Genomic DNA, 25,249 nt, shown 5'->3' on the forward strand with positions numbered 1-25,249 from the left:
CCTTACATTTTTTAACAGGTAACTCAGCATAGCAAATTTAGTGCCACACGCCCTTCCTCCCGGTCTTCTGAACCGGGGGTGGGCGGGACTATATGCCGGGCGGGGCTATCCACCGCACAGGGTAAGCACGGCCCCGAGGCCCTGCTTCAGGGAATCCTCGGGGCCAGTAGCTGCGCTTATTGCACTGTTCTCAAACGGGCTTCAGGGGGATGTACAACTCGCCCCCGCCCTTCTGAAACTCTGCCGCCTTGGTCTGCATGCCCTGGGCCAGGGCTTCAGCCTCGGCCACACCCTTTTGCTTTGCAAAGTCACGCACTTCCTGCGTGATCTTCATCGAGCAGAACTTGGGGCCGCACATCGAGCAGAAATGCGCCACCTTGGCCGAGTCCTTGGGCAGGGTTTCGTCGTGGTACTCCTTCGCTGTTTCCGGGTCCAGGCCCAGGTTGAACTGGTCCTGCCAGCGGAAGTCGAAGCGCGCCTGGCTGAGCGCATCGTCGCGCGAGCGGGCGCCCGGGTGCCCCTTGGCCACGTCGGCCGCGTGGGCGGCGATCTTGTAGGCAATGATGCCCTGCTTCACGTCATCACGGTCGGGCAGCCCCAGGTGTTCCTTGGGCGTCACGTAGCACAGCATGGCCGTGCCCATCCAGCCGATCATGGCCGCGCCAATCGCGCTGGCAATGTGGTCATAGCCCGGTGCGATGTCGATGGTCAACGGGCCCAGGGTGTAGAACGGCGCTTCGTGGCAGGTCTTGAGCTGCTCGGTCATGTTGGCCTGGATCATGTGCATGGGCACATGGCCGGGGCCTTCGATCATGGTCTGCACGTCATGCTTCCAAGCCACTTGCGTGAGTTCGCCCAGCGTGTGCAGCTCGGCGAATTGCGCTTCGTCATTGGCGTCAGACGCGCAGCCGGGACGCAGGCCATCGCCCAGGCTGAACGAGACGTCGTACGCCTTCATGATGTCGCAGATGTCCTCGAAGTGCTCGTACAGGAAGCTCTCGCGGTGGTGTGCCATGCACCACTTGGCCATGATGGAGCCGCCGCGCGAGACGATGCCCGTGCGCCGTTGCGCCGTGAGGTGGATGTAGGCCAGGCGCACGCCCGCGTGGATGGTGAAGTAGTCCACGCCCTGCTCGGCCTGCTCGATCAGCGTGTCGCGGAAGATCTCCCAGGTCAGGTCTTCGGCCACGCCGCCCACCTTTTCCAGCGCCTGGTAGATCGGCACCGTGCCAATCGGCACGGGCGAGTTGCGCACGATCCAGTCGCGTGTGGTGTGAATGTTCTTGCCGGTGGAAAGATCCATCACGTTGTCGGCACCCCAGCGGATCGCCCACACGAGCTTTTCTACCTCTTCTTCAATGCTCGATGTGACGGCCGAGTTGCCGATGTTGGCGTTGATCTTGACCAGGAAATTGCGACCGATTGCCATCGGCTCCACTTCGGGGTGGTTGATGTTGGCGGGGATGATGGCGCGGCCCCGGGCCACTTCGTCGCGCACGAATTCGGGGGTGATGATGCGCGGGATGCTGGCACCCATCGGGTTGCCCATCAGGCGCTGCTCGCGGCCTGCGTCAGCCATGTACTGCTCCATCCACTCGCGCTTGCCGTTTTCGCGGATGGCCACGTACTCCATCTCGGGCGTGATGATGCCTTTCTTGGCGTAGTGCATCTGCGTGACGTTGGCACCGGCCTTGGCGCGCAGGGGCTTGCGCTGCAGGGCGGCGGCCTCGGCGCGCAGCTGGGCCAGGCGCGTGGCGTCTTCGCTCTTTTGCCCATCGTCCAGCGCCACGGGAGCGCGGCCTTCGTAGTGCTCCACATCGCCACGGCCGGTGATCCAGCCCCCGCGCACGCTGGCCAGGCCCTTGCGCACGTCGATCACGGCTTCAGGGTCGGTGTAGGGGCCGGAGGTGTCGTACACGCTGACCAGCTCGCCGTTGGTCAACGCAATGTCGCGCACGGGCACGCGCAGGTCGGTGTGCAGTTGGCCGGGGATATAGGCTTTGCGCGATGCGGGGAAGGGCTCGCGCGTCAGCGCCAGCAATTCAGCAAACTTCTCGCGAGCGATGGGATCGGGGGCGTTCATGGGCAGGTCTCCTGGTTCCGGTGGCGGTGGGGTCTGCTCCGGAATGGACCTGTGCGCCCCCCAGGGGCGGCAGCACCTGGGGCATGACGTGCCCACAGGGACTGCGGGCACGGGGACAAGGAGGTCGGCTCTTCTTCCGCCGGTATGAACCGGATCAAGTTCGTCGGGTTCGCAAGCTGGCCTGAATTTCTTCAGGCCTCTTGCATCTCAGCGCATCAGCACACCCCGGAGCAGGCGCGAGTATAGGCCAGAGAAAAAACTGCGTTGCAGAGCCCGCGCATCACGCGAGTCGGCCAATGAGGATCACCGCAAAGAAAAAGACGGCGGCAATCACCGTCCACTTGAGGATGATGAGCCCCAGGCGCTTGTAGCGCGCCTGCCCCGTACCGGCATAAAACGCAAACGACACGGCAGCCGCCAGAAGCAGCAGCATGGCCAGCCAGCGAAAGATCAACATGTGCGTGCTACCAGGCGCGCGCGGGCTGAGCGAAGCCGGTGGGGGCCTGGCGCTCATCCTCGAAGGTGACCACCTCCCAGGCATCACGCTGGGCCAGCAGCTCGCGCAGCAAGAGGTTGTTCATGGCGTGGCCCGAGCGGAAAGCGCTGTACGCAGCCAGCAGGGGCTTGCCAATGAGGTACAGGTCGCCCATGGCATCCAGGATCTTGTGCTTCACGAACTCGTCGTCATAACGCAGGCCGTCGCTGTTGAGCACCTTGTAGTCGTCCATCACGATGGCGTTATCGAGCCCGCCGCCCAAGGCCAGGCCGTTGGAGCGCATCATCTCCACATCGCGGGTGAAGCCGAAGGTGCGGGCGCGGGCAATGTCGCGGCTGTAGTTGCCTTGCCCCAGGTCAAACTCCACACGCTGGCCGGTGGAGTCCACGGCCGGGTGGTCAAAGTCGATCTCGAAACTGAGCTTGTAGCCGTGGTAAGGCGTCAAACGTGCCCATTTGGCATTGGCGCCCTCGCCCTCGCGGACCTCCACCGGCCGCAGGACGCGGATGAAGCGCTTGGGCGCGTTTTGCAGCTCGACCCCTGCGCTTTGGAGCAGGAAAACGAAAGATGCGGAAGATCCGTCGAGGATAGGCACCTCTTCGGCCGTGATGTCCACATAAAGGTTATCCAGCCCCAACCCGGCACAGGCCGACATCAGGTGTTCCACCGTGTGCACCTTGGCATTGCCGACCGCGATGGTGGATGCCAGCCGGGTGTCCGTCACGGCCTCGGCGCGGATCGGGATGTCCACGGGCTGTGGCAGATCCACCCGCCGAAAGACAATCCCCGTGTCCGGCTGCGCTGGCCGCAGGGTCAACTCGACCCGCTGGCCGCTGTGCAGCCCGACGCCTACGGCGCGGGTCAGTGTCTTGAGGGTGCGTTGCTGGAGCATCCCGCCATTTTAGTTTCTGGCGCCCTGTCCCGCACGGGCTGAGGTCTTGCCTGCCTTGCAGACGCCATGCCCGGAGCGCTTGGGGCCCGTACGTAGAGCTACCGCCGCGTTTTCACCTACTGCGCAGGCCCCCGGGTTCGCCGCACAATTTGGGGCCAGAGGGCCTTGAAAAGATACAACATGAACACACCACAAATGCCCCCCAGGAGACTCCCATGAGCAAGCTCAGCTTCAAAATGAAAATCATGCTCATGATCGGCACTGCGCTTGTCGCGCTGCTGATCATGGCCGTCACCTCCCTCCTGCAGGAGCGACGACTCATCACCGAGTCCCGAAAAGAGCTGCTGACCACCGCCGTCCAGTCCGCCCACAGCATAGTGGCCGCCTACCAGGCCAAGGCCGCCAGCGGCGCCATGCCCCAGGAGGAGGCCCAAAAGGCCGCCAAGGACGCCCTGCGCATTGCGCGCTATGGCGGCCCCGAGGGCAAGACCGAGTATTTCTACATCTGGACCACCGAGGGCGTGGGGGTGATGCACCCCTTCAAACCCGAGTGGGATGGGCAGAACATGCTGGGCAAGGTCAAGGACGGCTCGGGGGTGGACATCATCGCCCTGCTGGTGAACGGCATGCGCAGCAGCAAGGATGGCAAAGCGTTTGTCCCCACCATGTTTGCCCGCCCCAACCAGACTACCCCGGTGCCCAAGCTCCAGTACATCGTCCGTGTAGACGGCTGGAACTGGATGGTGGGCTCGGGGCTGTATACCGATGACGTGGACATGCTGCTGCGCAAGGCCCTGCTGTCGAGCCTGGCCATGGTGGTGGTGGTGATTCTTGTGGTGGGGGCCATCGGCCTGTTCGTATCGCGCTCCGTGCTGCGCCAGATCGGGGGAGAGCCCACTGACGCCATCGCGATCATGTCGGAAGTGGCCGAAGGCAATCTCGATACACACATCCCCACGGCCCACCCAGGCTCGATGCTCGACGGGCTCGCCCACATGGTCACTTCGCTGCGCAAGCTGGTCACCGACGTGCGCGCCGCCACCGACAGCATCGCCACCGCGTCGAGCGAAATCGCGCAGGGCAACAACGACCTGGCCCACCGCACCGAAGACACCGCCAGCAACCTGCAAAGCACGGCCAGCAGCATGGAGGAGCTGACCAGCACCGTCAAGCAGACCTCGGACTCCGCCCAGACGGCCAACCAGATGGCCACATCGGCCGCTGCGGTCGCGGCACGTGGGGGTGAAGTGGTGTCGCGGGTGGTGGCCACCATGCAGGACATCAACGCCAGCAGCAACAAGATCAGCGACATCATCGGCGTGATCGATGGCATCGCCTTCCAGACCAATATCCTGGCCTTGAATGCCGCCGTCGAGGCGGCCCGCGCGGGCGAGCAAGGCCGGGGCTTTGCCGTGGTGGCCAGCGAGGTGCGCAGCCTTGCCGGACGCAGTGCCGAAGCCGCCAAGGAGATCAAGGCCCTGATTGGCGCGTCGGTCGAAAAGGTGGAATCGGGCACGCAGCTGGTGGGCAATGCGGGCGCCACCATGACCGAGATCGTGGAAAGCGTTCAGCGCGTGACCGACATCATTGGCGAAATCCGCTCGGCCACATCCGAGCAGAGCCAGGGCATTGCCCAGGTCAACACGGCCATGAACCAGCTCGACCAGATGACGCAGCAGAACTCTGCCTTGGTGGAGCAATCCACTGCCGCCGCAGACAGTCTGCGCGAGCAGGCCATGAAGCTCACCCAGGTGGTCGCGCTGTTCCGGGTCAATGGCAGCAATGCCCCAGCGCCGTCCCCGGCAAGCCGGCCCGCCCCTGCGGCCACACCCCGCCCCACACCCGCTCCCGGACGCGCTGCCGCACCGCGCCCCGCACTGGCCAAGGCCGCTGCACCCCGCCCAGCGTCGCCCGCCAAGGCCCCGGCAGCGGCGCTGCCGCCCAAGGCCAGCAGCCCCAAACCTGCAACGGACAACAACAACGACGATTGGGAGTCCTTCTGACCCCCAGGACCTGAAGCAGCACAAGCACAGCGCAAGCAAACCTCGCTGCCAAAAAAAAGAAGCCCTGCCAGCTTGTGCTGGCAGGGCTTCTTGTCTTGCGGCCCATGGAAGAGCCTGTTGTCGATCAGTCTGCTTGCTTGCGCAGGAAGGCCGGGATCTCCAGGTCATCCATGCCACCCGAGGACAGCGCGTCCACGCGGGCTGCCGCCTGCGTGCGGTTGGTGCGCCACACGCTGGGCACCGACATGCTGCCGTAGTCGGCTTGCGCGCTGCCCGTGTGGCCGCCTTGCACACCCACAGCCCCCCCCAGCGTTCCCACACCGGCCATGGGCATCTGGTAGGCCATATTGTCCGTGCCCGTGCGCAGGCCACCTTGCACCACCGAGATGGGCTGGCGGCGTGCGTTGGCACGCGACAGGCCTGTGGCCACCACGGTCACGCGGATCTCGTCGCCCAGGGTTTCGTCGTAGGCAGCGCCGAAGATCACATGAGCGTCGGTCGATGCGTAGGCATTGATGGTGTTCATGGCCTGGCGCGACTCGGACAGCTTGAGGCTGCCCTTGCTCGCGGTGACCAGCACCAGCACGCCCTTGGCACCCGACAGGTCGATGCCTTCGAGCAGCGGGCAGGCAATGGCCTGCTCGGCAGCGATGCGGGCGCGGTCGGGGCCGCTGGCAGTGGCCGTACCCATCATGGCCTTGCCGGGCTCGCCCATCACGGTGCGCACGTCTTCGAAGTCCACGTTCACCTGGCCGTACTCGTTGATGATTTCAGCGATACCGCCCACGGCGTTCTTGAGCACATCGTTGGCGTGTGCAAAGGCTTCGTCCTGGGTGATGTCATCGCCCAGCACATCGAGCAGCTTTTCGTTGAGCACCACGATCAGCGAATCCACATTGGCTTCCAGCTCGGCCAGGCCTTCGTCGGCGTTCTTCATGCGGCGGCCACCTTCCCAGTCGAAAGGCTTGGTCACCACACCCACGGTCAGAATACCCATCTCCTTGGCGATGCGCGCGATCACCGGGGCAGCCCCCGTGCCCGTGCCGCCGCCCATGCCGGCCGTGATGAACAGCATGTGCGCGCCCTGGATGGCGTCGCGGATGTCTTCCACTGCCGCTTCGGCTGCATCGCGCGCCTTTTCAGGCTTGCCGCCTGCCCCCAGACCACTGCCACCCAGCTGGATGACACGGTGGGCCGAACTGCGCGTGAGCGCCTGCGCGTCGGTATTGGCGCTGACAAACTCCACGCCCTGCACGCTGCGGGAAATCATGTGCTCGACGGCATTGCTGCCGCCACCGCCCACACCGATCACCTTGATCTGGGTGCCCTGGTTGAATTCTTCGGCTTCGATCATTTCGATGGTCATCTTGGAGCTCCTGTTTCTAAATTCGTAGGCAATTGCCATATGGGGAAGGGGGTACTGGTGGCTGGAGAACGAGGCGGTCCTGTACATCGCCATCGCTCTCGCGCAGTGCCGTGCGGGCTACCACGGGCTAACCACAAGGCCCCCACGCTTGCCACTGCGTGTGCTGCGCTGCCCCCCAAGGGGGCCTTCGCACCTTGGGGCGGCCCGGCGGCGCTCATTCCTGGGTATTTCATGGTCAGAAATTCCCCACGATGAAATCTTTGAAACGGCCGAACGCCGTCTTCATGGACCCGCTCTTTTGCGCCACCTTGAAGCCGCGCAGACGGGCCAGCCGGGCCTCTTCGAGAAGGCCCATGACGGTAGCAGCACGGGGCTGGGCCACCATGTCAGACAACGCGCTGGAATACTTGGGAATGCCTCGGCGCACGGGCTTGAGGAAGATGTCTTCCCCCAGCTCGATCATGCCGGGCATCACCGAGCTGCCGCCTGTGAGCACGATGCCCGACGACAGCACTTCTTCATAGCCCGACTCGCGCACCACCTGCTGCACGAGCGAGAAAATTTCTTCCACCCGCGGCTCGATCACACCGGCCAGCGCCTGCTTGCTCAGCATGCGCGGGCTGCGGTCGCCCAGGCCCGGCACTTCCACCTGCGCCTCGGGGTCGGCCAGCAATTGCTTGGCGTAGCCGCTTTCCACCTTGATGTCTTCAGCGTCCTTGGTGGGCGTGCGCAGCGCCATCGCGATATCGCTGGTGATGAGGTCGCCCGCAATCGGAATCACTGCCGTGTGGCGGATCGCGCCACCGGTGAAGATGGCCACATCGGTCGTGCCCGCGCCGATGTCCACCACCACCACACCCAGCTCGCGCTCATCGTCGGTCAGCACGGCCTGGCTGCTGGCCAGCGGGTTCAGCATGAGCTGCTCGACCTCCAGGCCACAGCGGCGTACGCACTTGATGATGTTTTCGGCCGCGCTCTGCGCACCGGTCACGATGTGGATCTTGGCCTCCAGGCGGATGCCGCTCATGCCGATGGGCTCTTTCACATCCTGCCCGTCGATCACAAACTCTTGCGGCTCCACCAGCAGCAGGCGCTGGTCGCTGCTGATGTTGATGGCCTTGGCCGTCTCGACCACGCGCGCCACGTCGGCCGAGGTGACTTCCTTGTCCTTCACGGCCACCATGCCGCTGGAGTTGAGCCCCCGGATATGGCTGCCGGTGATGCCGGTGTACACACGCTGGATCTTGCAGTCGGCCATCAGCTCGGCCTCTTTCAGGGCCTGCTGGATGCTTTGCACGGTAGCGTCGATGTTCACCACCACGCCGCGCTTGAGGCCATTGCTCGGGGCCACGCCCAAGCCTGCAAGCTTGAGCTCGCCATTGGGCAGGACCTCGGCCACCACGGCCATGACCTTGGCGGTGCCGATATCCAGCCCCACCACAACGTCTTTGTATTCTCTTGCCATATCAGTCTCTGCCCTTCTCTGTTCTGTCCCGCCGCCCCACGGCCCCATTCACGAACCCACCTGCGTACCGCTCCACATACCAGCGCTGTTGCTGTTGCTGCATGCCATTACCTCCTGCGCACGGCACTGGCCGAAGCAGCCGCCGCTGCGGTATCGGTCACCACCGTGGTCACACCGCGCATGCGCAGGGCGTAGCCCCCGGCATGCCGCAGGTCGGCGGACTCCAGGGCATCCACACGCCGCCCGTACTGCGCAGCCACCTGTGTCAGGGTGCGCGTGAAGCGTTGCGTGCGCTGCACCACCTCCTGCGGTGTGCCGCCGCCCAGCTCCACCACGGCGTCGCTGTCCAGCGTGGCCCGCCAACCGCCCCGCCCCGTCAGCTCCAGCGTCTCCACCTCCAGCCCGAGCGGTTTGAACACCGGCTGCAGCAGGCCAAACATCTGCAGCACCTCGGGGGAGCTGCCGGCAGGTCCCAGCAGGCGCGGCAGGCCGTCCTGTTCCACATCACCCACGTTGGCCTCGAACACTTCGCCCTGGCTGTTGACCAGTGCAGAGCCGGTGTCCGGCCCCCAGTACGCCACCGCGTCATGCTCCTGCAGTTCCACGCGCAGGCTGCCGGGGTACACCCGCCGCACCTGGGCGCGGCGCACCCAGGGCACCTGCTCGAAGGCCTCGCGCGCGGCACGCAAATCCACCGTGAAGAAATTGCCCACCAGGTGCGGCGCGACATTGGCCCGCAAGGTCACCGCGTTGTTGTGCACCAGCTCGCCCTGCACCACGATGCGCGCAATCGCAAAGCCCGGGTAGCGCAGCACCCACCAGGCCCCCGCCGCCAGCACAAGCAGGACGCAGCCCACGAACAAGACCGATGCGGTCAGGTTCATGAGCTTGACGTCCAGCGGTGCGGGCAACGTTTGGGTCATCAGTCTGCCTTCGACCTTGTCGGTGTGTCCAAGGCGGCATCGGCCAGGATGCGCAGGCACAGCTCTTCGTAGCTGATGCCCGAAGCCCGTGCGGACATCGGCACCAGCGAATGCCCGGTCATGCCGGGGGACGTGTTCATCTCCAGCAGGAAGGGCTTGCGATCGCTGGCGCGGATCATCAGGTCGGCACGGCCCCAGCCCCGGCAGCCCAGGGTGCGGTACGCCTCCAGCACGATGCGCTGGATCTCGCGCTCCTCAGCCTCGGGCAGGCCGCTCGGGCACTGGTACTTCACGTCATCGGTGAAATACTTGTTCTGGTAGTCGTAGGCGCCATCGGGCGCCACGATGCGGATCACTGGCAGCGCACGGGCACTGGCGCCCTGGCCCAGCACGGGGCAGGTCACTTCTTCGCCTTCGATGAACTCTTCGCACAACACATCGGGGTCGTACTGGGCAGACAGCTGCACGGCCTCCTGCATGTCCGAGTAGCCACGCACCTTGGTCACGCCGATGGAGGAGCCTTCGCGCGGCGGCTTCACGATGAGGGGCAGGCCCAGCTCATCGGGCACGGTGCGCACCACCTCGCGCTGCTGGCGGTCGGGCGCCAGCCACACGTAGCGTGGTGTGGGCAGGCCCTCGGCCAGCCACACGCGCTTGGTCATGACCTTGTCCATGGCGATGGCCGAGGCCATCACGCCCGGACCGGTGTACGGGATGCGCAGCAGCTCCAGCGCGCCCTGCACCGTGCCGTCTTCACCATGGCGGCCGTGCAGCGCGATGAAACAGCGTGCATAGCCGTCGCGCTTCAGGTCACCCAGTGCGTTCTGCGCAGGGTCGAAGGCATGGGCATCCACCCCGCGCGAACGCAGCGCTTGCAGCACGCCGCTGCCAGACATCAGCGAGACCTCGCGCTCGGCCGAGTCACCGCCCATCAGTACGGCAACCTTGCCCAGGGATTTCACATCAAAATTGGAATCAAAAACGGTCATAGCGCGCTCCCTTCAAGCGCCGAAAGCTCACTATTTTGTAGCATCTCCACCACCTTGCCAGGTACGGCGCCAATCGACCCTGCGCCCATGCACATCACCACGTCGCCGTCCTTCGCGTTGTCGGCAATGGCTTGCGGCAGGTCGGCCACGCTGTCGATGAACACCGGCTCCACGCGGCCCGCCACGCGCAGCGCGCGGGCCAGCGATCGACCATCGGCGGCCACCACAGGCGCCTCCCCAGCGGCATACACCTCGGTGAGCAGCACGGCATCGGCATTGCCAATAACCTTCACAAAATCCTCGAAGCAATCGCGCGTGCGGCTGTAGCGGTGCGGCTGGAAAGCCAGCACCAGGCGGCGCCCCGGGAAGGCACCCCGTGCGGCAGCCAAGGTGGCAGCCATCTCCACCGGGTGGTGGCCGTAGTCGTCGATCACGGTGAACTGGCCGCCATCCTTGGCGGGCAGGTCGCCATAACGCTGGAAGCGCCGGCCCACACCCTTGAAGCCTGCCAGCGCACGCTGTACGGCTTCGTCCGGAATGTTCAGCTCCACGGCCACGGCAATGGCCGACAGCGCGTTGAGCACGTTGTGCTCGCCCGCGAGGTTGAGCACGATCTCCATGTCGGGCAGCGTGACGCCGTTGCGCCGCTGCACGGTAAAGCGCATCTGGCCCGCCTCGGCGCGCACGTTGATGGCGCGCACCTGCGCGTCTTCCGAAAAGCCGTAGCTGGTGACGGGGCAGGTCACGCTTTGCAGGATGTCGCGCACGGCGGGACTGTCCACACACAGGATGGCCGTGCCGTAGAACGGCATGCGGTGCAGGAAATCGACAAACGCGCCCTTGAGGCGGCCGAAGTCGTGGCCATAGGTCTCCATGTGGTCGGCGTCGATGTTGGTCACCACGGCCATCACGGGCAGCAGGTTCAGGAACGACGCGTCGGACTCATCGGCCTCGACCACGATGTAGTCGCCGCTGCCCAGCTTGGCATTGGCGCCTGCGCTGTTGAGCTTGCCGCCGATCACAAAGGTCGGGTCCAGGCCCGCCTCGGCCAGCACGCTGGTCACCAGGCTGGTGGTGGTCGTCTTGCCGTGCGTGCCTGCAATGGCGATGCCCTGCTTCAGGCGCATCAGCTCGGCGAGCATCAGCGCGCGGGGCACCACGGGAATTTTTCTCTCGCGCGCGGCCAGCACCTCGGGGTTGTCGGGCGTGACGGCAGTGGAGGTGACCACCGCATCGGCACCATCAATGTGCGCAGCCGCATGGCCCAGGCAGGTCTTGATGCCCAGCCCCTCCAGGCGGCGCAGCGTGGCGCTGTCGGCCAGGTCCGAGCCCGAGATGCGGTAGCCCAGGTTGAGCAGCACCTCGGCGATGCCGCTCATGCCCGCGCCGCCCAGGCCCACAAAATGGATATGGCGAATCGCGTGTTTCATGCCAACTCCTCGCAGGCAGTCACCACTTCGCGGGTGGCGTTGATTTTTTGCATGTTTTTGGCCTTCAGCGCAATATCTACAAGCGCAGGGCGCTCCAATTTCAATAGCATCTGCGACAGCCCTTCGGGCGTCAGGTCGCGCTGCTGCACCAGCCAGCCGCCACCGGCATCCACGAGGAACCTGGCATTGGTGGTCTGGTGGTCGTCCACCGCTGACGGGAACGGCACAAACAAGGCAGCAGCGCCCACGGCAGCGATCTCGGTGACCGTGCTCGCGCCAGAGCGGCAGACGATGATGTCGGCCGCCGCAAACGCGCTGGCGGTGTCATCGATGAAGGGCGTGCACTCCGCCTCGACCCCTGCAGCCACATAGTTGGCCCGCAGGGCGTCGATCTGCGTGGCGCCGCTCTGGTGAATCACCTGCGGGCGCTGGTCGGAAGGCATCAGGGCAATAGCCTTTGGCACGATCTCGTTGAGTGCGCGCGCCCCCAGGCTGCCACCCACCACCAGCAGGCGCAGCGGACCGGCGCGCCCCGCAAACCGCTCGGCCGGGCCGGGCTGCTGCGTGAACGGCGTGCGCAGGGGGTTGCCCACCCACTGGCCTTGTTTGAACACGTTGGGGAAGGCGGTGAACACCCGGTCGGCCACTCCGGCCAGCACCTTGTTGGCCATGCCCGCCACCGAGTTCTGCTCGTGCAGCACCAGCGGCTTGCCTGCCAGCACCCCCATCATGCCGCCCGGAAAGGTGATGTATCCGCCCAGGCCCACCACCACATCGGGCTTGACGCGCCGCACCACCTGCAGGGCTTGCCAGAAGGCACGCAACAGGCGCAGCGGCAGCAGGGCCAGCGTCACGATGCCTTTGCCGCGCACGCCCGAGAAGTCAATCAGTTCGAGGGCGAAGCCGTGCGTGGGCACGATGCGCGCCTCCATGCTGCCGGGCGCGCCCAGCCAGTGCACACGCCAGCCACGCGTGCGCAGCTCTTCGGCCACCGCAAGGCCCGGAAAGATGTGGCCACCGGTGCCACCGGCCATGATCAGAGCAGTCTTCTGCGCGCTCATACGCGGCCCCCTCTCATGAGGAGCTTGTTCTCGTAGTCGACCCGCAATACCACCGCAAGCGCCACCAGGTTCATCAAAATCGCAGACCCCCCAAAGCTCATCAACGGCAGCGTGAGCCCCTTGGTGGGCAACGCGCCCAGGTTCACGCCCATGTTGATGAAGGCCTGAAAGCCGATCCAGATCGCCACGCCCTGCGCCACCAATCCAGCGAACACGCGGTCCAGGGCAATCGCCTGGCGGCCGATGTGCATGATGCGGCGCGTCATCCACAAGAACAGCACGATGAGCGTGACCACGCCCACCAGGCCAAACTCCTCGCCGATCACGGCGAGCAAAAAGTCGGTGTGCGCTTCGGGCAGCCAGTGCAGCTTTTCCACGCTGCCGCCCAGGCCCACACCAAAAATCTCGCCGCGCCCGATGGCGATGAGCGAGTGCGAGAGCTGGTAGCCCTTGCCCAGAGCGTGCTCCTCGCTGAAGGGGTCGAGGTAGGCAAACACGCGTTCGCGGCGCCAAGGCGAGCTGGCGATCATCACGCCAAAAGCCGCCACCAGCACCCCGGCGATGAGAAAGAACATGCGGGCGTTGACGCCACCCAGGAACAGAATGCCCATGGCAATGACGGCCACGACCATGAACGCGCCCATGTCGGGTTCGGCCAGCAGCAGCACGCCCACAATGCCCACGGCAGCGCCCATGGGCAGCACGGCGCGGAAAAACCGCTCCTTCACTTCCATCTTGCGCACCATGTAGTCGGCCGCATAGATGAGCACGGCAAACTTGGCCACTTCAGAGGGCTGAAAGCCAATGGGTCCGATGGACAACCAGCGCCGCGCGCCGTTGACGACCTTGCCCACGCCGGGGATCAGCACCGCGATCAGCAGCAGCAACGCGACCACGAACAACCACGGCGCCGCACGCTCCCACAGCGCCATAGGCACCTGGAAGGCCAGCAAGGCCACCACAAACCCGATCACCAGATACATCGCGTGGCGGGTCAGAAAATGGGTGGAGGCATAGTTGGCAAAACGCGGGTTGTCCGGCATGGCAATCGAGGCCGAATACACCATCACCAGCCCCCAGGCCAGCAGCGCGACCACCACCCACAGCAGGGCCTGGTCGAAGCCCAGCACGCTGGCCGGCGTGCTCGACGACTGGCGGTACTCCGTGCCGCCCACGCGCACGGGCAATACGTCGGCGGCCTTGCCGGGCAGGCCGCCAAACCAGCCGGTCACCCGCTGCAGCAATGTGGAGTTGCGCACATCGGCCGTCATGCCATGCCCTCCAGGGATTGCCCGGCATCGTCTGCCAGCGTGCGCACCGCGTCGCAGAAGACCTGTGCGCGATGTTCGTAGTCCTTGAACATGTCAAAGCTGGCGCAGGCGGGCGACATCAGCACGGCATCGCCCGCATGGGCCCGCTGCGTGGCCAGAGCCACAGCCTGAGGCAACGTCTCGGCATCCAGCAGTACCACACCGCAGTCCTGCAGCGCAGCGCGGATCTGCGGCGCATCGCGCCCGATGAGCACCGCAGCGCGCGCATAGCGCGACACCGGCGCTGCGAGCGGCGAGAAGTCCTGCCCCTTGCCTTCGCCACCCAGGATGACCACGATGCGGCGCTCTGCGCCCAGGCCCGTAAGGGCCGCCACCGTGGCGCCCACGTTGGTGCCCTTGCTGTCGTCAAAGTACTCAATGCCATTGATGATCGCCACGGGCTCCACACGGTGCGGCTCACCCCGGTATTCGCGCAGCCCGTACAGCAGCGGGGCCAACGTGCAGCCTGCGGCCGAGGCCAGGGCCAGCGCAGCCAGCGCGTTCACCGCGTTGTGGCGGCCCCGGATGCGCAGCGCATCGGCGGGCATCAGGCGCTGGATGTGCAGGTCTTCCGCCACTTCGTTGCGGCCGCGCTTGCGGGTTTCATCCGCGTCCATCGCGCGCACCAGCCAGGGCATGCCGCTCACGACCTCAATGCCAAAGTCGCCGGGGCGCCGGGGCATGTCGGCGCCAAAGGTCAGGTGCTCACGCACCTGGGGCTTTTGCAGCTTGACCTTGACCGGAGGCGGCAGCATCTGCATCACGGCCACGTCTTCGCGGTTCAAAATCATGAGCCCCGTCTGGCCAAAGATGCGCGCCTTGGCCGCCGCGTAGGCCGCCATGTCACCGTGCCAGTCCAGGTGGTCCTGCGTGATGTTGAGCACGGTCGCCGCAGTGGGCTCAAAGTTGGTCACACCATCGAGCTGGAAGCTTGATAGCTCCAGCACCCACACCTCGGGCAACGTGCCCGCGTCGATGTGGCCCGCCAGGGTATCGAGCAACGTGGGGCCGATGTTGCCAGCCACGGCCACGCTCTTGCCCGAACGCTCCACGAGCTGGCCCGTGAGCGATGTGACCGTGGTTTTGCCGTTGGTACCGGTGATCGCCAGCACCGCCGGTGCGTAGCCGTGGGATGCCCGCAGCGCGTTCAGCGCCATGGAATACAAACTTAGTTCGCCCCCAGCGCTTATTCCACAAGCACCAGCAGCTATCAAAACAGGAGCTATTGCCTCAGGACTCAAACCGGGAGAACGGTAGACCGCGTTCAGGCCTTGGCCTTCCACCAGGCTGGCATCAAAGGCACCGGCGACAAAACGCACCTGGGGCAGCTCCTGCTGCAGCAGGGGCAGCTGTGGCGGCGCAGCGCGGGTGTCGGCCACGGTGACCTCGGCCCCGCAGCGCACGCACCAGCGGGCCATGGCCAGGCCCGAGGCGCCCAGCCCCAGGATAAGGATGTTCTGACCTTGCAGCAGTTGGGCCATGGCTTCGCGCGGCGCGACCTGCGGCTCGGCCTCTGCGCCGGATGCACCCGGGACGTCAACGCCTTCAACGTCGACACTGTGCTCGACGGGCGCGGCCTCGGGCGCCGATACGTCGGCAAAGATCTGCGCCACGAAATCGGCGGCAGCCTTGGCAGCCGAGATGGCGGGCACGGCTTCAGGGTCCCAGGTATGGCCCTTGGCGGGTGCGTTCCCGGCCGCAGGGGTTACGTCCGGCGCGGCCATTTCAGGCGGCACTGCGGCGACGGGTTCGCCAGCTCGGGACGACGGCTCAGCCGCAATGCCCACGCTGGGCTGCTGCGCATCGGTGTTCAGCGCCTCGGTATCGGTATCGGTATCGACAGTTTCCGTGGGGTCCGGTGCAAAAAAGTCGTCACCGGCGGGCGCATTCACGTCGGCGTCCGCGCCCGGCCCTGCCAACGGCCGCGCGGCATCGGGCGCCCCGGTTTCGGCGGGCGTGGGACGGATGAGAGGCTCGTCAGCGTTCATCGCAGTTTCAAGGTGGACAGGCCGATGAGGCACAGCAGCATGGTGATGATCCAGAAGCGCACGACCACCTGCGTTTCCTTCCAGCCGCTCTTTTCAAAGTGGTGGTGCAGGGGCGCCATCTTGAGCAGGCGGCGGCCTTCTCCGTAGCGCTTCTTGGTGAACTTGAACCAGGTCACCTGCAGCATCACCGACAGTGCTTCAACCACGAAGATGCCGCCCATGATGGCCAGCACGATTTCCTGCCGCACGATGATGGCGATGGTGCCCAGCGCAGCACCCAGCGCCAGTGCGCCCACGTCGCCCATGAACACCTGGGCTGGATGCGCGTTGAACCACAGGAAGGCAAGGCCCGCCCCCGCCATGGCGGCGCAGAAGATCAACAGTTCGCCCGCGCCCGGAATGTGCGGGAAAAACAGGTACTTGGAGTACACCGAGCTGCCCGTGACATAGGCAAACACGCCCAGGGCCGAACCCACCATCACCACCGGCATGATGGCCAGGCCGTCCAGGCCGTCTGTCAGGTTCACGGCATTGCTGGAGCCGACGATGACGAGGTAGGTCAGGATCACGAAGCCCAGCACGCCCAGCGGGTAGCTGATCTCCTTGAAGAACGGCAGTTGCAAGCCTGCCTTGGGCGGCAGGTCCAGCGAGAAGCCCGACTGCACCCAGCCCACGAACAGCTCCCACACCTTGGCGTTGGAGCTTTCGGAAATGCTGAACACCAGATACAGCGCAGCAATCAAGCCGATCACCGACTGCCAGAAATACTTCTCGCGTGAGCGCATGCCTTCGGGGTCCTTGTTGACCACCTTGCGCCAGTCGTCCACCCAGCCGATGGCGCCAAAACCCAGCGTGACGATGAGCACGATCCACACAAAGCGGTTGGACAGGTCGAACCACAACAACGTGGAAATCGCAATCGACAGCAGGATCAGCACGCCACCCATCGTGGGCGTTCCGCTCTTGGACAGGTGCGTCTGCATGGCATAGCCCCGGATGGGCTGGCCGATCTTGAGCGAGGTGAGCACACGGATCACCTTGGGGCCCGCAATCAGGCCGATGAGCAGCGCCGTCATGGCGGCCATCACCGCGCGGAACGTGAGGTACTGGAACACGCGGAAAAAGCCGAACTCGGGCGACAGACCCTGCAGCCATTGCGACAACATCAGCAGCATGTGACCTCCCCCGCTCGCACGGCCTTGGGTGCCGCCACCACACGGGTGACTTCAGAGTGTTGCGCCATGGTGTCCCTCCAGTGCCCGGTTCTGCTTTTGTTGTTGTTCTTGCGGCTGCGCTGCGGCGGCTGCAGTGGCGGCAATCGCCTCCACCACCTGTTCCATCTTCATGAATCTCGATCCCTTGACCAGCACACTGCCCACGGTGGACAGGGCATCGCGCACTGCCACCAGCAGCGCACTCATATCGTTGAAATGCCGGGCACCTCCATAGGCCGTGGCGGCGTGCACCGACTGCGCGCCCAGCGCGAACAGCAGGGGGATGCCTGCCGCACGCGCATGGGCACCGGCCTCGGCGTGGAACTGCGGGCCCTGGTCGCCCACCTCGCCCATGTCGCCCAGCACCAGCAGTTGCGGGCCGGGCAGCTCGGCCAGTACGTCGATGGCGGCGCGCATGGAGTCGGGGTTGGCGTTGTAGGTGTCGTCCACCACGGTGATGTCGCGGCCCGCGCAGTGCACGCTGAAAGCGCGCGAGCGGCCCTTGACTGGCACAAAGTCGTTCAGCCCTTGGGCGATGGCGGCCAGGGGCGCCCCCGCCGCCAGCGTGCAGGCAGCGGCTGCCAGTGCATTGGTCACATTGTGGCGCCCCGCAATGTGCAGGTGGGTGGCCACTTCGCCTTGTGGCGTGGCCAGTGTGACGGCCCAAGCGCCCTGGCCCCACGCAGCCTGCGCGCAGGCCACATCGCCACCGTCGCCAAAAGTGACAACGCGGCGCCCTGCCGCCAACGAGCGCCAGAGGCCCGTGTAGGCATCCTCCGCAGGGAACACGGCCACACCGTCGGAAGGCAGACTGGCGAACACCGAGCCGTTCTCGCGGGCCACGGCTTCCACCGTGTGCATGAACTCCAGGTGCTCACGCTGCGCGTTGTTGACCAGCGCCACCGTGGGCTGCGCCATGGCGGCCAGCGTGGCGATCTCGCCCGGGTGGTTCATGCCCATTTCGATCACGGCGGCGGCGTGGCTGGCATGCAGGCGCAGAAGCATGAGCGGCACGCCGATGTCGTTGTTGAAATTGCCCTGCGTGGCAAAGGCAGCTTCACCCTTCCAGGCGCGCAGGATGGACGCAATCATCTGCGTCACCGTGGTTTTGCCGTTGCTGCCCGTCACGCCGACCAACGGAAGGCTGAACTGCGCCCGCCACGCTGCAGCCAGCGCGCCCAGCGCTGCCAGGCTGTCCGGCACCTCGATGCCGGGCAAGCCTGCTGCGGCAAGGCCGCCGTGGGTGATGGCAGCAGCGGCGCCACCAGCGCGGGCGTCGGGCAAGAACGCATTGGCGTCAAACCGCTCGCCCTTGAGCGCCACAAACAGGTCCCCCGCCTGCAGCGTGCGCGTGTCGGTGTGCACGCGTGCGAGCGGCGTGGCGCCATCGCCCACCAGGCGGGCGGCGGGAATGCGCGGCTGAAGCAGCGCAAAAGCCTGCGCCAGGGTCATCATCACCCCAGGGGTGGCGGTCATGGACGGGCTCCTCGGGCCTGCAGCGCGGTCTGCGCATGGGCCATGTCGGAGAACGGCAGGCGCACACCGGCCGTCTCCTGGGTGTCTTCGTGGCCCTTGCCGGCGATCAGCACCACATCGGCGGGCGCTGCCTCGGCAATGGCCAGCGCAATAGCGGCGGCGCGGTCGGGCTCGGCGCGCACGGTGTTGCCAGCAATGGTGCCTTGCAGAATCTGGTGCAGGATGGCCGCAGGGTCTTCGCTGCGCGGGTTGTCACTGGTCACCACCACCCGGTCGGCATGGTGCTGCGCCACTGCGCCCATCAGCGGGCGCTTGCCTGCATCGCGGTCGCCGCCACAGCCAAAAACGCACCAGAGCTGGCCGCCGCGCTCCTGCGCGATCGGGCGCAGGGCTTGCAAGGCCTTGTCCAGTGCATCGGGCGTATGGGCATAGTCCACGGCCACCAGGGGTTGGCCAGGGTGGTGGATCTGCTCCATGCGGCCCGGCACCGGGGAAAGCTGGGCGCAGGCATACAGCGCATGCTGCAGCGGCACGCCCAGCGCGCGCAGCCCGGCCAGCACGCCCAGCAGGTTGGAGACGTTGTACTGCCCGATCACACGGGTCTGCAGCACATGCGTGTGCACACCTTCGGCCACGGTGAAGCGCAGCCCGCCTTCGCCCATGCTGATGTCGCGCGCCGCCAGACGCGCGGGGCCGGTGATGGACACACTCCACAGGTCCAGCAGCCGGTCTGCCAACGTGGCATGCAGTTCGGCGCCGCGTGCATCGTCGATGTTGACCACCGCAGCCTGCAGGCCCGGCCAGTCAAAGAGCACGCTCTTGGCCTGCCAGTAGGCCGCCATGCCGGGGTGGTAGTCCAGATGGTCCTGCGTGAAGTTGGTGAACAAGGCAACACGGATGCGCGTGCCTGCCATGCGGTGCTCGGCCAGGCCGATGGAAGAGGCCTCAATGGCGCAGGCCGTGCGGCCCGCATCGGCGAACTGTTGGAACGCGCGCTGCAAGCGCACCGGGTCGGGGGTGGTCATGCCCGTGCTGGTGAGTGCCGGTGGCGTTCCCATGCCCAAAGTGCCTACCAGCGCGCATCCACCTTGCGCAGTAAGCTCATTTTTTGATAGCACATTGAGGGCTTCGGCCAGCCACCAGCTGGTGCTGGTCTTGCCGTTGGTGCCCGTCACGGCCAGCACGTCCAAGCGCTGAGTGGGCTGGTCGAACCAGTCGGCCGCAATCAGGCCGGTGGCGGCCTTCAGGCCATGGAGTGCCGCCACGGGCAAACCTTGCAGCGCAAAGGCCTCGACACCCTCGTGCTCCACCAGGCAAGCCACAGCACCCCGCGCAAACGCATCGCCGACGTGGGCGCGGCCGTCGGTGGCAGCACCTGGCCAGGCGATGAAACCATCGCCGGGGCGAATCTGGCGGCTGTCGGTCTGCAGGGTGCCGGTCACCCGCTCGCGCAGCCAGGCCACAGCATCGTGCACCGATTGGAGCAAAGGCACCGTCGTCATAGCGATTCCTCCACCGCGTTGGCCACGATCTGTGGCTTGACCGCCATGTCGGGCTGCACGCCCATCATGCGCAGCGTCTGCTGCACGACTTCGCTGAACACCGGTGCAGCCACGGCACCGCCGTAGAACACGCCATTGCTGGGCTCGTCGATCATCACGGCCACGATGATGCGGGGCTTGTCGATGGGCGCCATCCCGGTGAACCACGCGCGGTACTTGCCCGAAGCGTAGTTCTTGCCCACCTGCTTGCGCGCCGTGCCCGACTTGCCGCCCACCGAGTAGCCCACGGTCTGGGCCTTCTGGCCAGTGCCACCAGGGCCTGCAGCCATCTGCAGCATCTTGCGCACCTGGTCGGCCGTGCGCTCGGAAAATACCGGCACGCCCACGGCGGGCTCGGCCGTCTTGAGCATGGTGGCGGGAATCACCCGGCCGCCGTTGGCAAACACCGTGTACGAGCGCGCCATCTGGAACAGGCTGGCCGACAGGCCGTAGCCATACGACATGGTGGCCTGCTCCACCGGGCGCCAGGTCTTGTACGGGCGCAGACGACCCGTCACCACACCGGGGAAATGCAGTTGCGGCTTCTGGCCAAAACCAGCGGCTGAGAAGGTCTCCCACATTTCGCGTGCAGGCATCTGCATGGCCAGCTTGGTGGTGCCCACGTTGCTGGACTTCTGGATCACGCCTTCCACCGTCAGCACGCCGTAGTTGTGCGTGTCGGAGATGGTGGAGCCGGTAATGTTGATGCGCCCCGGTGTGGTGTCCACGATGGTTTCGGGACGCACGCGGCCCGTCTCCAGTGCCAGGCCGATGGTGAAGGGCTTCATGGTCGAACCGGGCTCGAACACGTCGGTCAGTGCGCGGTTGCGCAGCTGTTCGCCCGTGAGGTTCTGGCGCCTGTCGGGCACGTAGCTCGGGTAGTTGGCCAGCGCCAGCAACTCGCCTGTGTGCGCATCAAGCACCACCACACTGCCCGCCTTGGCCTTGTGCGCGGCCACCTGGTCGCGCAGCTTCTGGTAGGCAAAGAACTGCACCTTGCTGTCGATGGACAGCTGCATGTCCTTGCCATCGACCGGCGGCACGGTTTCGCCCACGCTTTCGACCACGCGACCCAGGCGGTCCTTGATCACGCGGCGCGAGCCAGGCTTGCCCGCGAGCTCCTTGTCGAACGCCAGCTCCATGCCTTCCTGGCCGTGGTCTTCCACGTTGGTGAAGCCCACCACGTGCGCAGCGGCTTCACCCTCGGGGTACTGGCGTTTGTATTCCTTGCGCTGGTAGATGCCCTTGATGTCGAGTGCAGCAATCTGCTGACCCACATCCCAGTCGAGCTGGCGCTTGATCCAGACAAAGGTCTTGTCTTCATCCGCCAGCTTTTTCTGCAGCTCGGCCTGCGGCATGTCGAGCAGTTTGGCCAGTTGCTTGAGCTTGGCGCGCACCTCGGGCTTGTCCTGGTCCACGTCTTCAGGGATGGCCCAGATGCTGGCCGCTGGCACGCTGGAGGCGAGGATCAATCCGTTGCGGTCCACAATCTTGCCGCGGTTGGCGGGCAGCTCCAGCGTGCGCGCAAAACGCACTTCGCCCTGGCGCTGAAAAAACGCGTTGCCAAACACCTGCACATAGGCAGCGCGCCCCGCCAGCCCCAGAAAACCCAGAGCAATCATCGCCACGATGAACTTGCTGCGCCAGACCGGTGTCTTGCTGGCCAGCAGCGGGCTGGAGGTGTAGAGCACGCTGCGGCTCATGGCTGCACCCCTGCCGGTTGCGATGCGGCCGCTGCAGCCGCCGCCGCAACACCCTGTGGGTCAGATACATACTGCGTGATGGCCGGCGTGGCCGTGCGCATGTTCAGCTGGGCACGCGCGATCTTCTCCACCCGCAGCGGCGTGGCCTGGGCGCGCTTTTCCACCTGCAGGCGCTGGTGCTCGGTTTCCAGACGACGGGCCTCGGCCACAGCGCGGTCCAGCTCGGTGAACAGGCGGCGCGATTCATACTGGGTGTGCACCAGATAGATCGCGCTGGCCAGCACCGCCAGCAACAGGACCACGTTGAGCCTCGTCATGTCAGACGACCGCCGTGCGCTCGGCCACGCGCATGATGGCGCTGCGTGAGCGGGGGTTGGCGGCCACTTCGGCAGCACTGGGCTTGATGCGGTCCAGCGCGATGAGCTTCATGGCCTGCGGCGCGGCAAACGGCGCACGGCGGTCGTACACCTCCTTGGAGTGTTTGGCGATGAATTGCTTGACGATGCGGTCTTCGAGCGAATGAAAGCTGATGACTACCAGCCGCCCGCCCGGCTGCAGCACCGAGAGGCTGGCCTCTAGCGCCTGTTGCAGCTCTTCAAGCTCGGCGTTGATGAAAATCCGAAGAGCTTGAAATGTGCGCGTTGCAGGGTTCTGGCCCGCTTCGCGGGTTTTGACCGCGCCAGCCACGAGATCGGCAAGTTCTGCGGTGGTTGAAAGAGGACCCCGTTCTTCGCGCCGAGCAACAATCGCCTTTGCAATGGGGCCAGCAAACCGTTCTTCACCGTAGTCACGTATCACCTCCGCAATCTGACCGACTTCGGCCGTGGCCAACCAATCGGCCACGCTTTCGCCGCGCGTGGTATCCATGCGCATGTCCAGCGGGCCGTCAAAACGGAAACTGAAGCCCCGCTCGGGGCTGTCGATCTGGGGCGAGCTCACCCCCAGGTCCATCAGCACGCCCGCAGCACTGGCGGGCGGCAGATCGGCCAGATGGCGGAAACCCTCGTGCCGAATGGAAAAACGCGCATCGGTGATGCGCGTTGCTTCGGCGATGGCTTCGGGGTCCTTGTCGAAGGCCACAAGGCGCCCCTGCGGCCCCAGCCGAAGGAGGATGAGGCGAGAGTGCCCACCGCGCCCAAAGGTCGCATCGACCCAGGTGCCCGCAGGCTCAGGGCTTGCGCCGCCCAAGAGAGAATCCACGGCCTCATTGAGCAGGACGGTGGTGTGTTGCAGGGGGGATGTCACAGCGCGCCTTAGAAGGAGAAGTCCTTGAAGACATCCGGCATCTCGCCCTGCATGGCCTTGGCCTCCTGCTCGTCGTAGGTGGCCTTGTCCCAAAGTTCGAAATGGTTGCCCATGCCCAGCAGCATGGTGTCTTTGGAGATACCGGCTGCTTCACGCAGCTCGGGCGAAACCAGCACGCGGCCCGTGGCGTCCATGTCCACATCCATGGCGTTGCCCAGAAAAATGCGCTTCCACCACTGGGCGGACATGGGCAGCTGGGCAATGCGCTCGCGGAACTTCTCCCACTCGGGGCGGGGAAACACCATCAGGCAGCCGTGCGGGTGCTTGGTGATGGTGAGCTGACCGGATGCCGTGGCCGCCAGGACGTCACGATGCCGGGTCGGCACAGACAGCCGACCCTTCGCATCGAGACTCAGCGACGAGGCACCTTGAAACACGGACAGATTTCCAATTCGGTTTTGCGCCTCGGGGTCCGTGCAATGGACCTTGAGGGCACTTTTCACCACTTAATTGCACTTTTTTGCACTGTAGCAGGAAAAGCACACCGAACAAGAGGGTGCCCAACAAACTTTTGTAATGAAATCAACGACTTAGACGCGACTTTGCAGAGATTAAAAAGCCAAAAGTCGTTGAAAAATAAGCACTTAGAGAGGCCTATGAAAGTGACCTCTCAAGGCTTGACCGAGTGGTCACAGGATGTAGCGTGAAAGGTCCTCGTCCCGGCTCAGTGTCTGCAGGCGGGCGTCCACATAGGCAGCGTCAATGGTGATGGTCTGACCCGATAGGCGAGTCGCATCAAAACTCACCTCGTCCAGCAAGCGCTCCATCACCGTGGACAGGCGGCGTGCACCGATGTTCTCCGTGCGCTCGTTCACCTCAAAGGCGATGTGCGCCAGGCGCGTGATGCCCTCAGGCGCAAATTCGAGCGTGACGCCTTCGGTGGCCAGCAGGGCCTGGTACTGCTTGACCAGGGACGCATGGGTCTGCGTGAGGATGGCCTCAAAGTCCTTGACCGACAGCGACTCCAGCTCGACCCGGATGGGGAAGCGCCCCTGCAGCTCCGGGATCAGGTCGCTGGGTTTGGACAGGTGGAACGCCCCGGATGCGATGAACAGGATGTGGTCCGTCTTGATCATGCCGTACTTGGTGGACACCGTGGTGCCCTCCACCAGCGGCAGCAGATCGCGCTGTACGCCCTGGCGCGACACGTCGGCACCACTGGTTTCCTGGCGCGCAGCCACCTTGTCGATCTCGTCGATGAAGACGATGCCGTTCTGCTCGGCATTGGCAACGGCGCGGGTCTTGATCTCTTCCTCGTTGACGAGCTTGCCCGCCTCTTCGTCGGTGATGAGCTTCAGGGCCTCGGCAATCTTGAGCTTGCGGGTCTTGCGCTTGTCCTGCCCCATCTGACTGAACATGCCACGCAACTGCTCGGCCATTTCTTCCATGCCCTGGGGGCCCATGATTTCGAGTTGCGGGCGGCCTTCGGCGACATCGATCTCGATCTCCTTGTCGGCCAGCGCGCCTTCGCGCAGTTTCTTGCGAAAGACTTGGCGGGCCGTGTTGTCAGCCGCGGGCTCGGTGCCTGCGGCTGCGCGGGCAGGGGGAATCAGCACGTCCAGGATGCGCTCCTCGGCAGCATCTTCGGCGCGGGCGCGCACCTTTTTCATCTCGGATTCGCGCGTCTGCTTGACGGCCATCTCCGCCAGGTCGCGGATGATGGAATCCACGTCCTTGCCGACATAGCCGACCTCGGTGAACTTGGTGGCTTCGACCTTGATGAAGGGCGCATCGGCCAGCTTGGCCAGGCGGCGCGCAATCTCGGTCTTGCCCACGCCGGTCGGGCCGATCATGAGGATGTTCTTGGGTGTGATCTCCTGGCGCAGGCTGCCTTCGACCTGCTGGCGGCGCCAGCGGTTGCGCAGCGCAATGGCCACGGCACGCTTGGCGCTGGCCTGGCCCACGATATGGTGGTCCAGCTCGGAGACGATTTCCTGGGGGGTCATGGACGACATGGCGAAAATTCCAGTCAAATTGGGCTCTAGCGCTTATCTATCAAGCGCT

Annotated in this window: 20 protein-coding genes and 1 riboswitch; of the genes, 1 reads left to right on the plus strand and 19 read right to left on the minus strand. The window is 65.2% G+C overall.

Translation table 11 applies throughout. The features are described 5' to 3' along the window. Positions 1-190 precede the first annotated feature (190 nt). The 3 genes from thiC to lpxC form a co-directional block, all read right to left on the minus strand. On the minus strand, positions 191-2,083 hold the full coding sequence (thiC, locus tag ACSQ22_RS10280; RefSeq protein WP_436130231.1) for a phosphomethylpyrimidine synthase ThiC: 1,893 nt from the start codon (positions 2,081-2,083) through the stop codon (positions 191-193). 114 nt (positions 2,084-2,197) lie between these two features. Beyond that, positions 2,198-2,321: riboswitch (TPP riboswitch) on the minus strand. 42 nt (positions 2,322-2,363) lie between these two features. Continuing rightward, positions 2,364-2,540, minus strand: coding sequence for a hypothetical protein (locus tag ACSQ22_RS10285; RefSeq protein ID WP_176888338.1), 177 nt, complete (start codon positions 2,538-2,540; stop codon positions 2,364-2,366). Positions 2,541-2,547: 7 nt separating this feature from the next. Then, entirely contained in the window at positions 2,548-3,471 is a 924-nt protein-coding gene (gene lpxC / locus ACSQ22_RS10290; RefSeq protein WP_121422316.1) for a UDP-3-O-acyl-N-acetylglucosamine deacetylase, read from the minus strand. Between the two features lie 215 nt (positions 3,472-3,686). Here lpxC and ACSQ22_RS10295 point away from each other — a divergent pair, with 215 nt between their 5' ends. Next, the gene (locus tag ACSQ22_RS10295) at positions 3,687-5,474 is read left to right on the plus strand and encodes a methyl-accepting chemotaxis protein (RefSeq protein ID WP_436130232.1); all 1,788 of its coding nucleotides are present in this window, start codon (positions 3,687-3,689) and stop codon (positions 5,472-5,474) included. A 124-nt stretch (positions 5,475-5,598) separates the two neighbouring features. Here ACSQ22_RS10295 and ftsZ read toward each other — a convergent pair whose 3' ends face one another. From ftsZ to hslU, 16 genes are all read right to left on the minus strand, one after another. Then, positions 5,599-6,840 carry a cell division protein FtsZ gene (gene ftsZ, locus ACSQ22_RS10300; RefSeq protein ID WP_055399554.1) on the minus strand — a complete coding sequence of 414 codons (1,242 nt, stop codon included), beginning with the start codon at positions 6,838-6,840 and terminating at the stop codon, positions 5,599-5,601. Between the two features lie 235 nt (positions 6,841-7,075). Beyond that, complete coding sequence (gene ftsA / locus ACSQ22_RS10305; RefSeq protein WP_008903721.1) at positions 7,076-8,305, minus strand: cell division protein FtsA; 1,230 nt, start codon at positions 8,303-8,305, stop codon at positions 7,076-7,078. Positions 8,306-8,412: 107 nt separating this feature from the next. Continuing rightward, the gene (locus tag ACSQ22_RS10310) at positions 8,413-9,228 is read right to left on the minus strand and encodes a cell division protein FtsQ/DivIB (protein ID WP_121422313.1); all 816 of its coding nucleotides are present in this window, start codon (positions 9,226-9,228) and stop codon (positions 8,413-8,415) included. Then, the gene (locus ACSQ22_RS10315; protein ID WP_055399558.1) at positions 9,228-10,217 is read right to left on the minus strand and encodes a D-alanine--D-alanine ligase; all 990 of its coding nucleotides are present in this window, start codon (positions 10,215-10,217) and stop codon (positions 9,228-9,230) included. Before ACSQ22_RS10315 ends, ACSQ22_RS10310 begins: the two co-directional genes overlap by 1 nt. Beyond that, positions 10,214-11,647: a UDP-N-acetylmuramate--L-alanine ligase gene (gene murC / locus ACSQ22_RS10320; RefSeq protein ID WP_436130233.1), complete on the minus strand. Its 1,434-nt coding sequence runs from the start codon at positions 11,645-11,647 to the stop codon at positions 10,214-10,216. Before murC ends, ACSQ22_RS10315 begins: the two co-directional genes overlap by 4 nt. Further along, positions 11,644-12,708: an undecaprenyldiphospho-muramoylpentapeptide beta-N-acetylglucosaminyltransferase gene (gene murG, locus ACSQ22_RS10325; RefSeq protein ID WP_436130234.1), complete on the minus strand. Its 1,065-nt coding sequence runs from the start codon at positions 12,706-12,708 to the stop codon at positions 11,644-11,646. Before murG ends, murC begins: the two co-directional genes overlap by 4 nt. Further along, the gene (ftsW, locus tag ACSQ22_RS10330) at positions 12,705-13,979 is read right to left on the minus strand and encodes a putative lipid II flippase FtsW (RefSeq protein ID WP_055399564.1); all 1,275 of its coding nucleotides are present in this window, start codon (positions 13,977-13,979) and stop codon (positions 12,705-12,707) included. Before ftsW ends, murG begins: the two co-directional genes overlap by 4 nt. Further along, the gene (gene murD / locus ACSQ22_RS10335) at positions 13,976-16,006 is read right to left on the minus strand and encodes a UDP-N-acetylmuramoyl-L-alanine--D-glutamate ligase (RefSeq protein WP_436130235.1); all 2,031 of its coding nucleotides are present in this window, start codon (positions 16,004-16,006) and stop codon (positions 13,976-13,978) included. The genes ftsW and murD overlap by 4 nt, the downstream gene beginning before the upstream one ends. Next, positions 16,003-17,181 (minus strand): phospho-N-acetylmuramoyl-pentapeptide-transferase, encoded by a 1,179-nt coding sequence (gene mraY / locus ACSQ22_RS10340; protein ID WP_121507542.1) that lies wholly within the window; start codon positions 17,179-17,181, stop codon positions 16,003-16,005. The genes murD and mraY overlap by 4 nt, the downstream gene beginning before the upstream one ends. A 51-nt stretch (positions 17,182-17,232) precedes the next feature. Next, positions 17,233-18,696: a UDP-N-acetylmuramoyl-tripeptide--D-alanyl-D-alanine ligase gene (locus ACSQ22_RS10345; RefSeq protein WP_436130236.1), complete on the minus strand. Its 1,464-nt coding sequence runs from the start codon at positions 18,694-18,696 to the stop codon at positions 17,233-17,235. Then, on the minus strand, positions 18,693-20,198 hold the full coding sequence (locus tag ACSQ22_RS10350) for a UDP-N-acetylmuramoyl-L-alanyl-D-glutamate--2,6-diaminopimelate ligase (RefSeq protein WP_436130237.1): 1,506 nt from the start codon (positions 20,196-20,198) through the stop codon (positions 18,693-18,695). Before ACSQ22_RS10350 ends, ACSQ22_RS10345 begins: the two co-directional genes overlap by 4 nt. After that, positions 20,195-21,940, minus strand: coding sequence for a peptidoglycan D,D-transpeptidase FtsI family protein (locus ACSQ22_RS10355; RefSeq protein WP_121422309.1), 1,746 nt, complete (start codon positions 21,938-21,940; stop codon positions 20,195-20,197). Before ACSQ22_RS10355 ends, ACSQ22_RS10350 begins: the two co-directional genes overlap by 4 nt. Then, positions 21,937-22,257: a cell division protein FtsL gene (gene ftsL, locus ACSQ22_RS10360; protein ID WP_055399574.1), complete on the minus strand. Its 321-nt coding sequence runs from the start codon at positions 22,255-22,257 to the stop codon at positions 21,937-21,939. Before ftsL ends, ACSQ22_RS10355 begins: the two co-directional genes overlap by 4 nt. A 1-nt stretch (position 22,258) precedes the next feature. Continuing rightward, positions 22,259-23,185 (minus strand): 16S rRNA (cytosine(1402)-N(4))-methyltransferase RsmH, encoded by a 927-nt coding sequence (rsmH, locus tag ACSQ22_RS10365; protein ID WP_055399576.1) that lies wholly within the window; start codon positions 23,183-23,185, stop codon positions 22,259-22,261. An 8-nt stretch (positions 23,186-23,193) separates the two neighbouring features. Beyond that, positions 23,194-23,622 (minus strand): division/cell wall cluster transcriptional repressor MraZ, encoded by a 429-nt coding sequence (mraZ, locus tag ACSQ22_RS10370; RefSeq protein ID WP_008903734.1) that lies wholly within the window; start codon positions 23,620-23,622, stop codon positions 23,194-23,196. A 252-nt stretch (positions 23,623-23,874) separates the two neighbouring features. After that, a complete protein-coding gene (hslU, locus tag ACSQ22_RS10375; protein WP_055399578.1) occupies positions 23,875-25,200 on the minus strand; it encodes an ATP-dependent protease ATPase subunit HslU in 1,326 nt (441 codons plus the stop codon). Positions 25,201-25,249: the final 49 nt, after the last annotated feature.

This window comes from Acidovorax sp. LjRoot38 (assembly GCF_964252975.1).
Taxonomy (GTDB): Bacteria; Pseudomonadota; Gammaproteobacteria; order Burkholderiales; family Burkholderiaceae_C; genus Acidovorax; species Acidovorax facilis.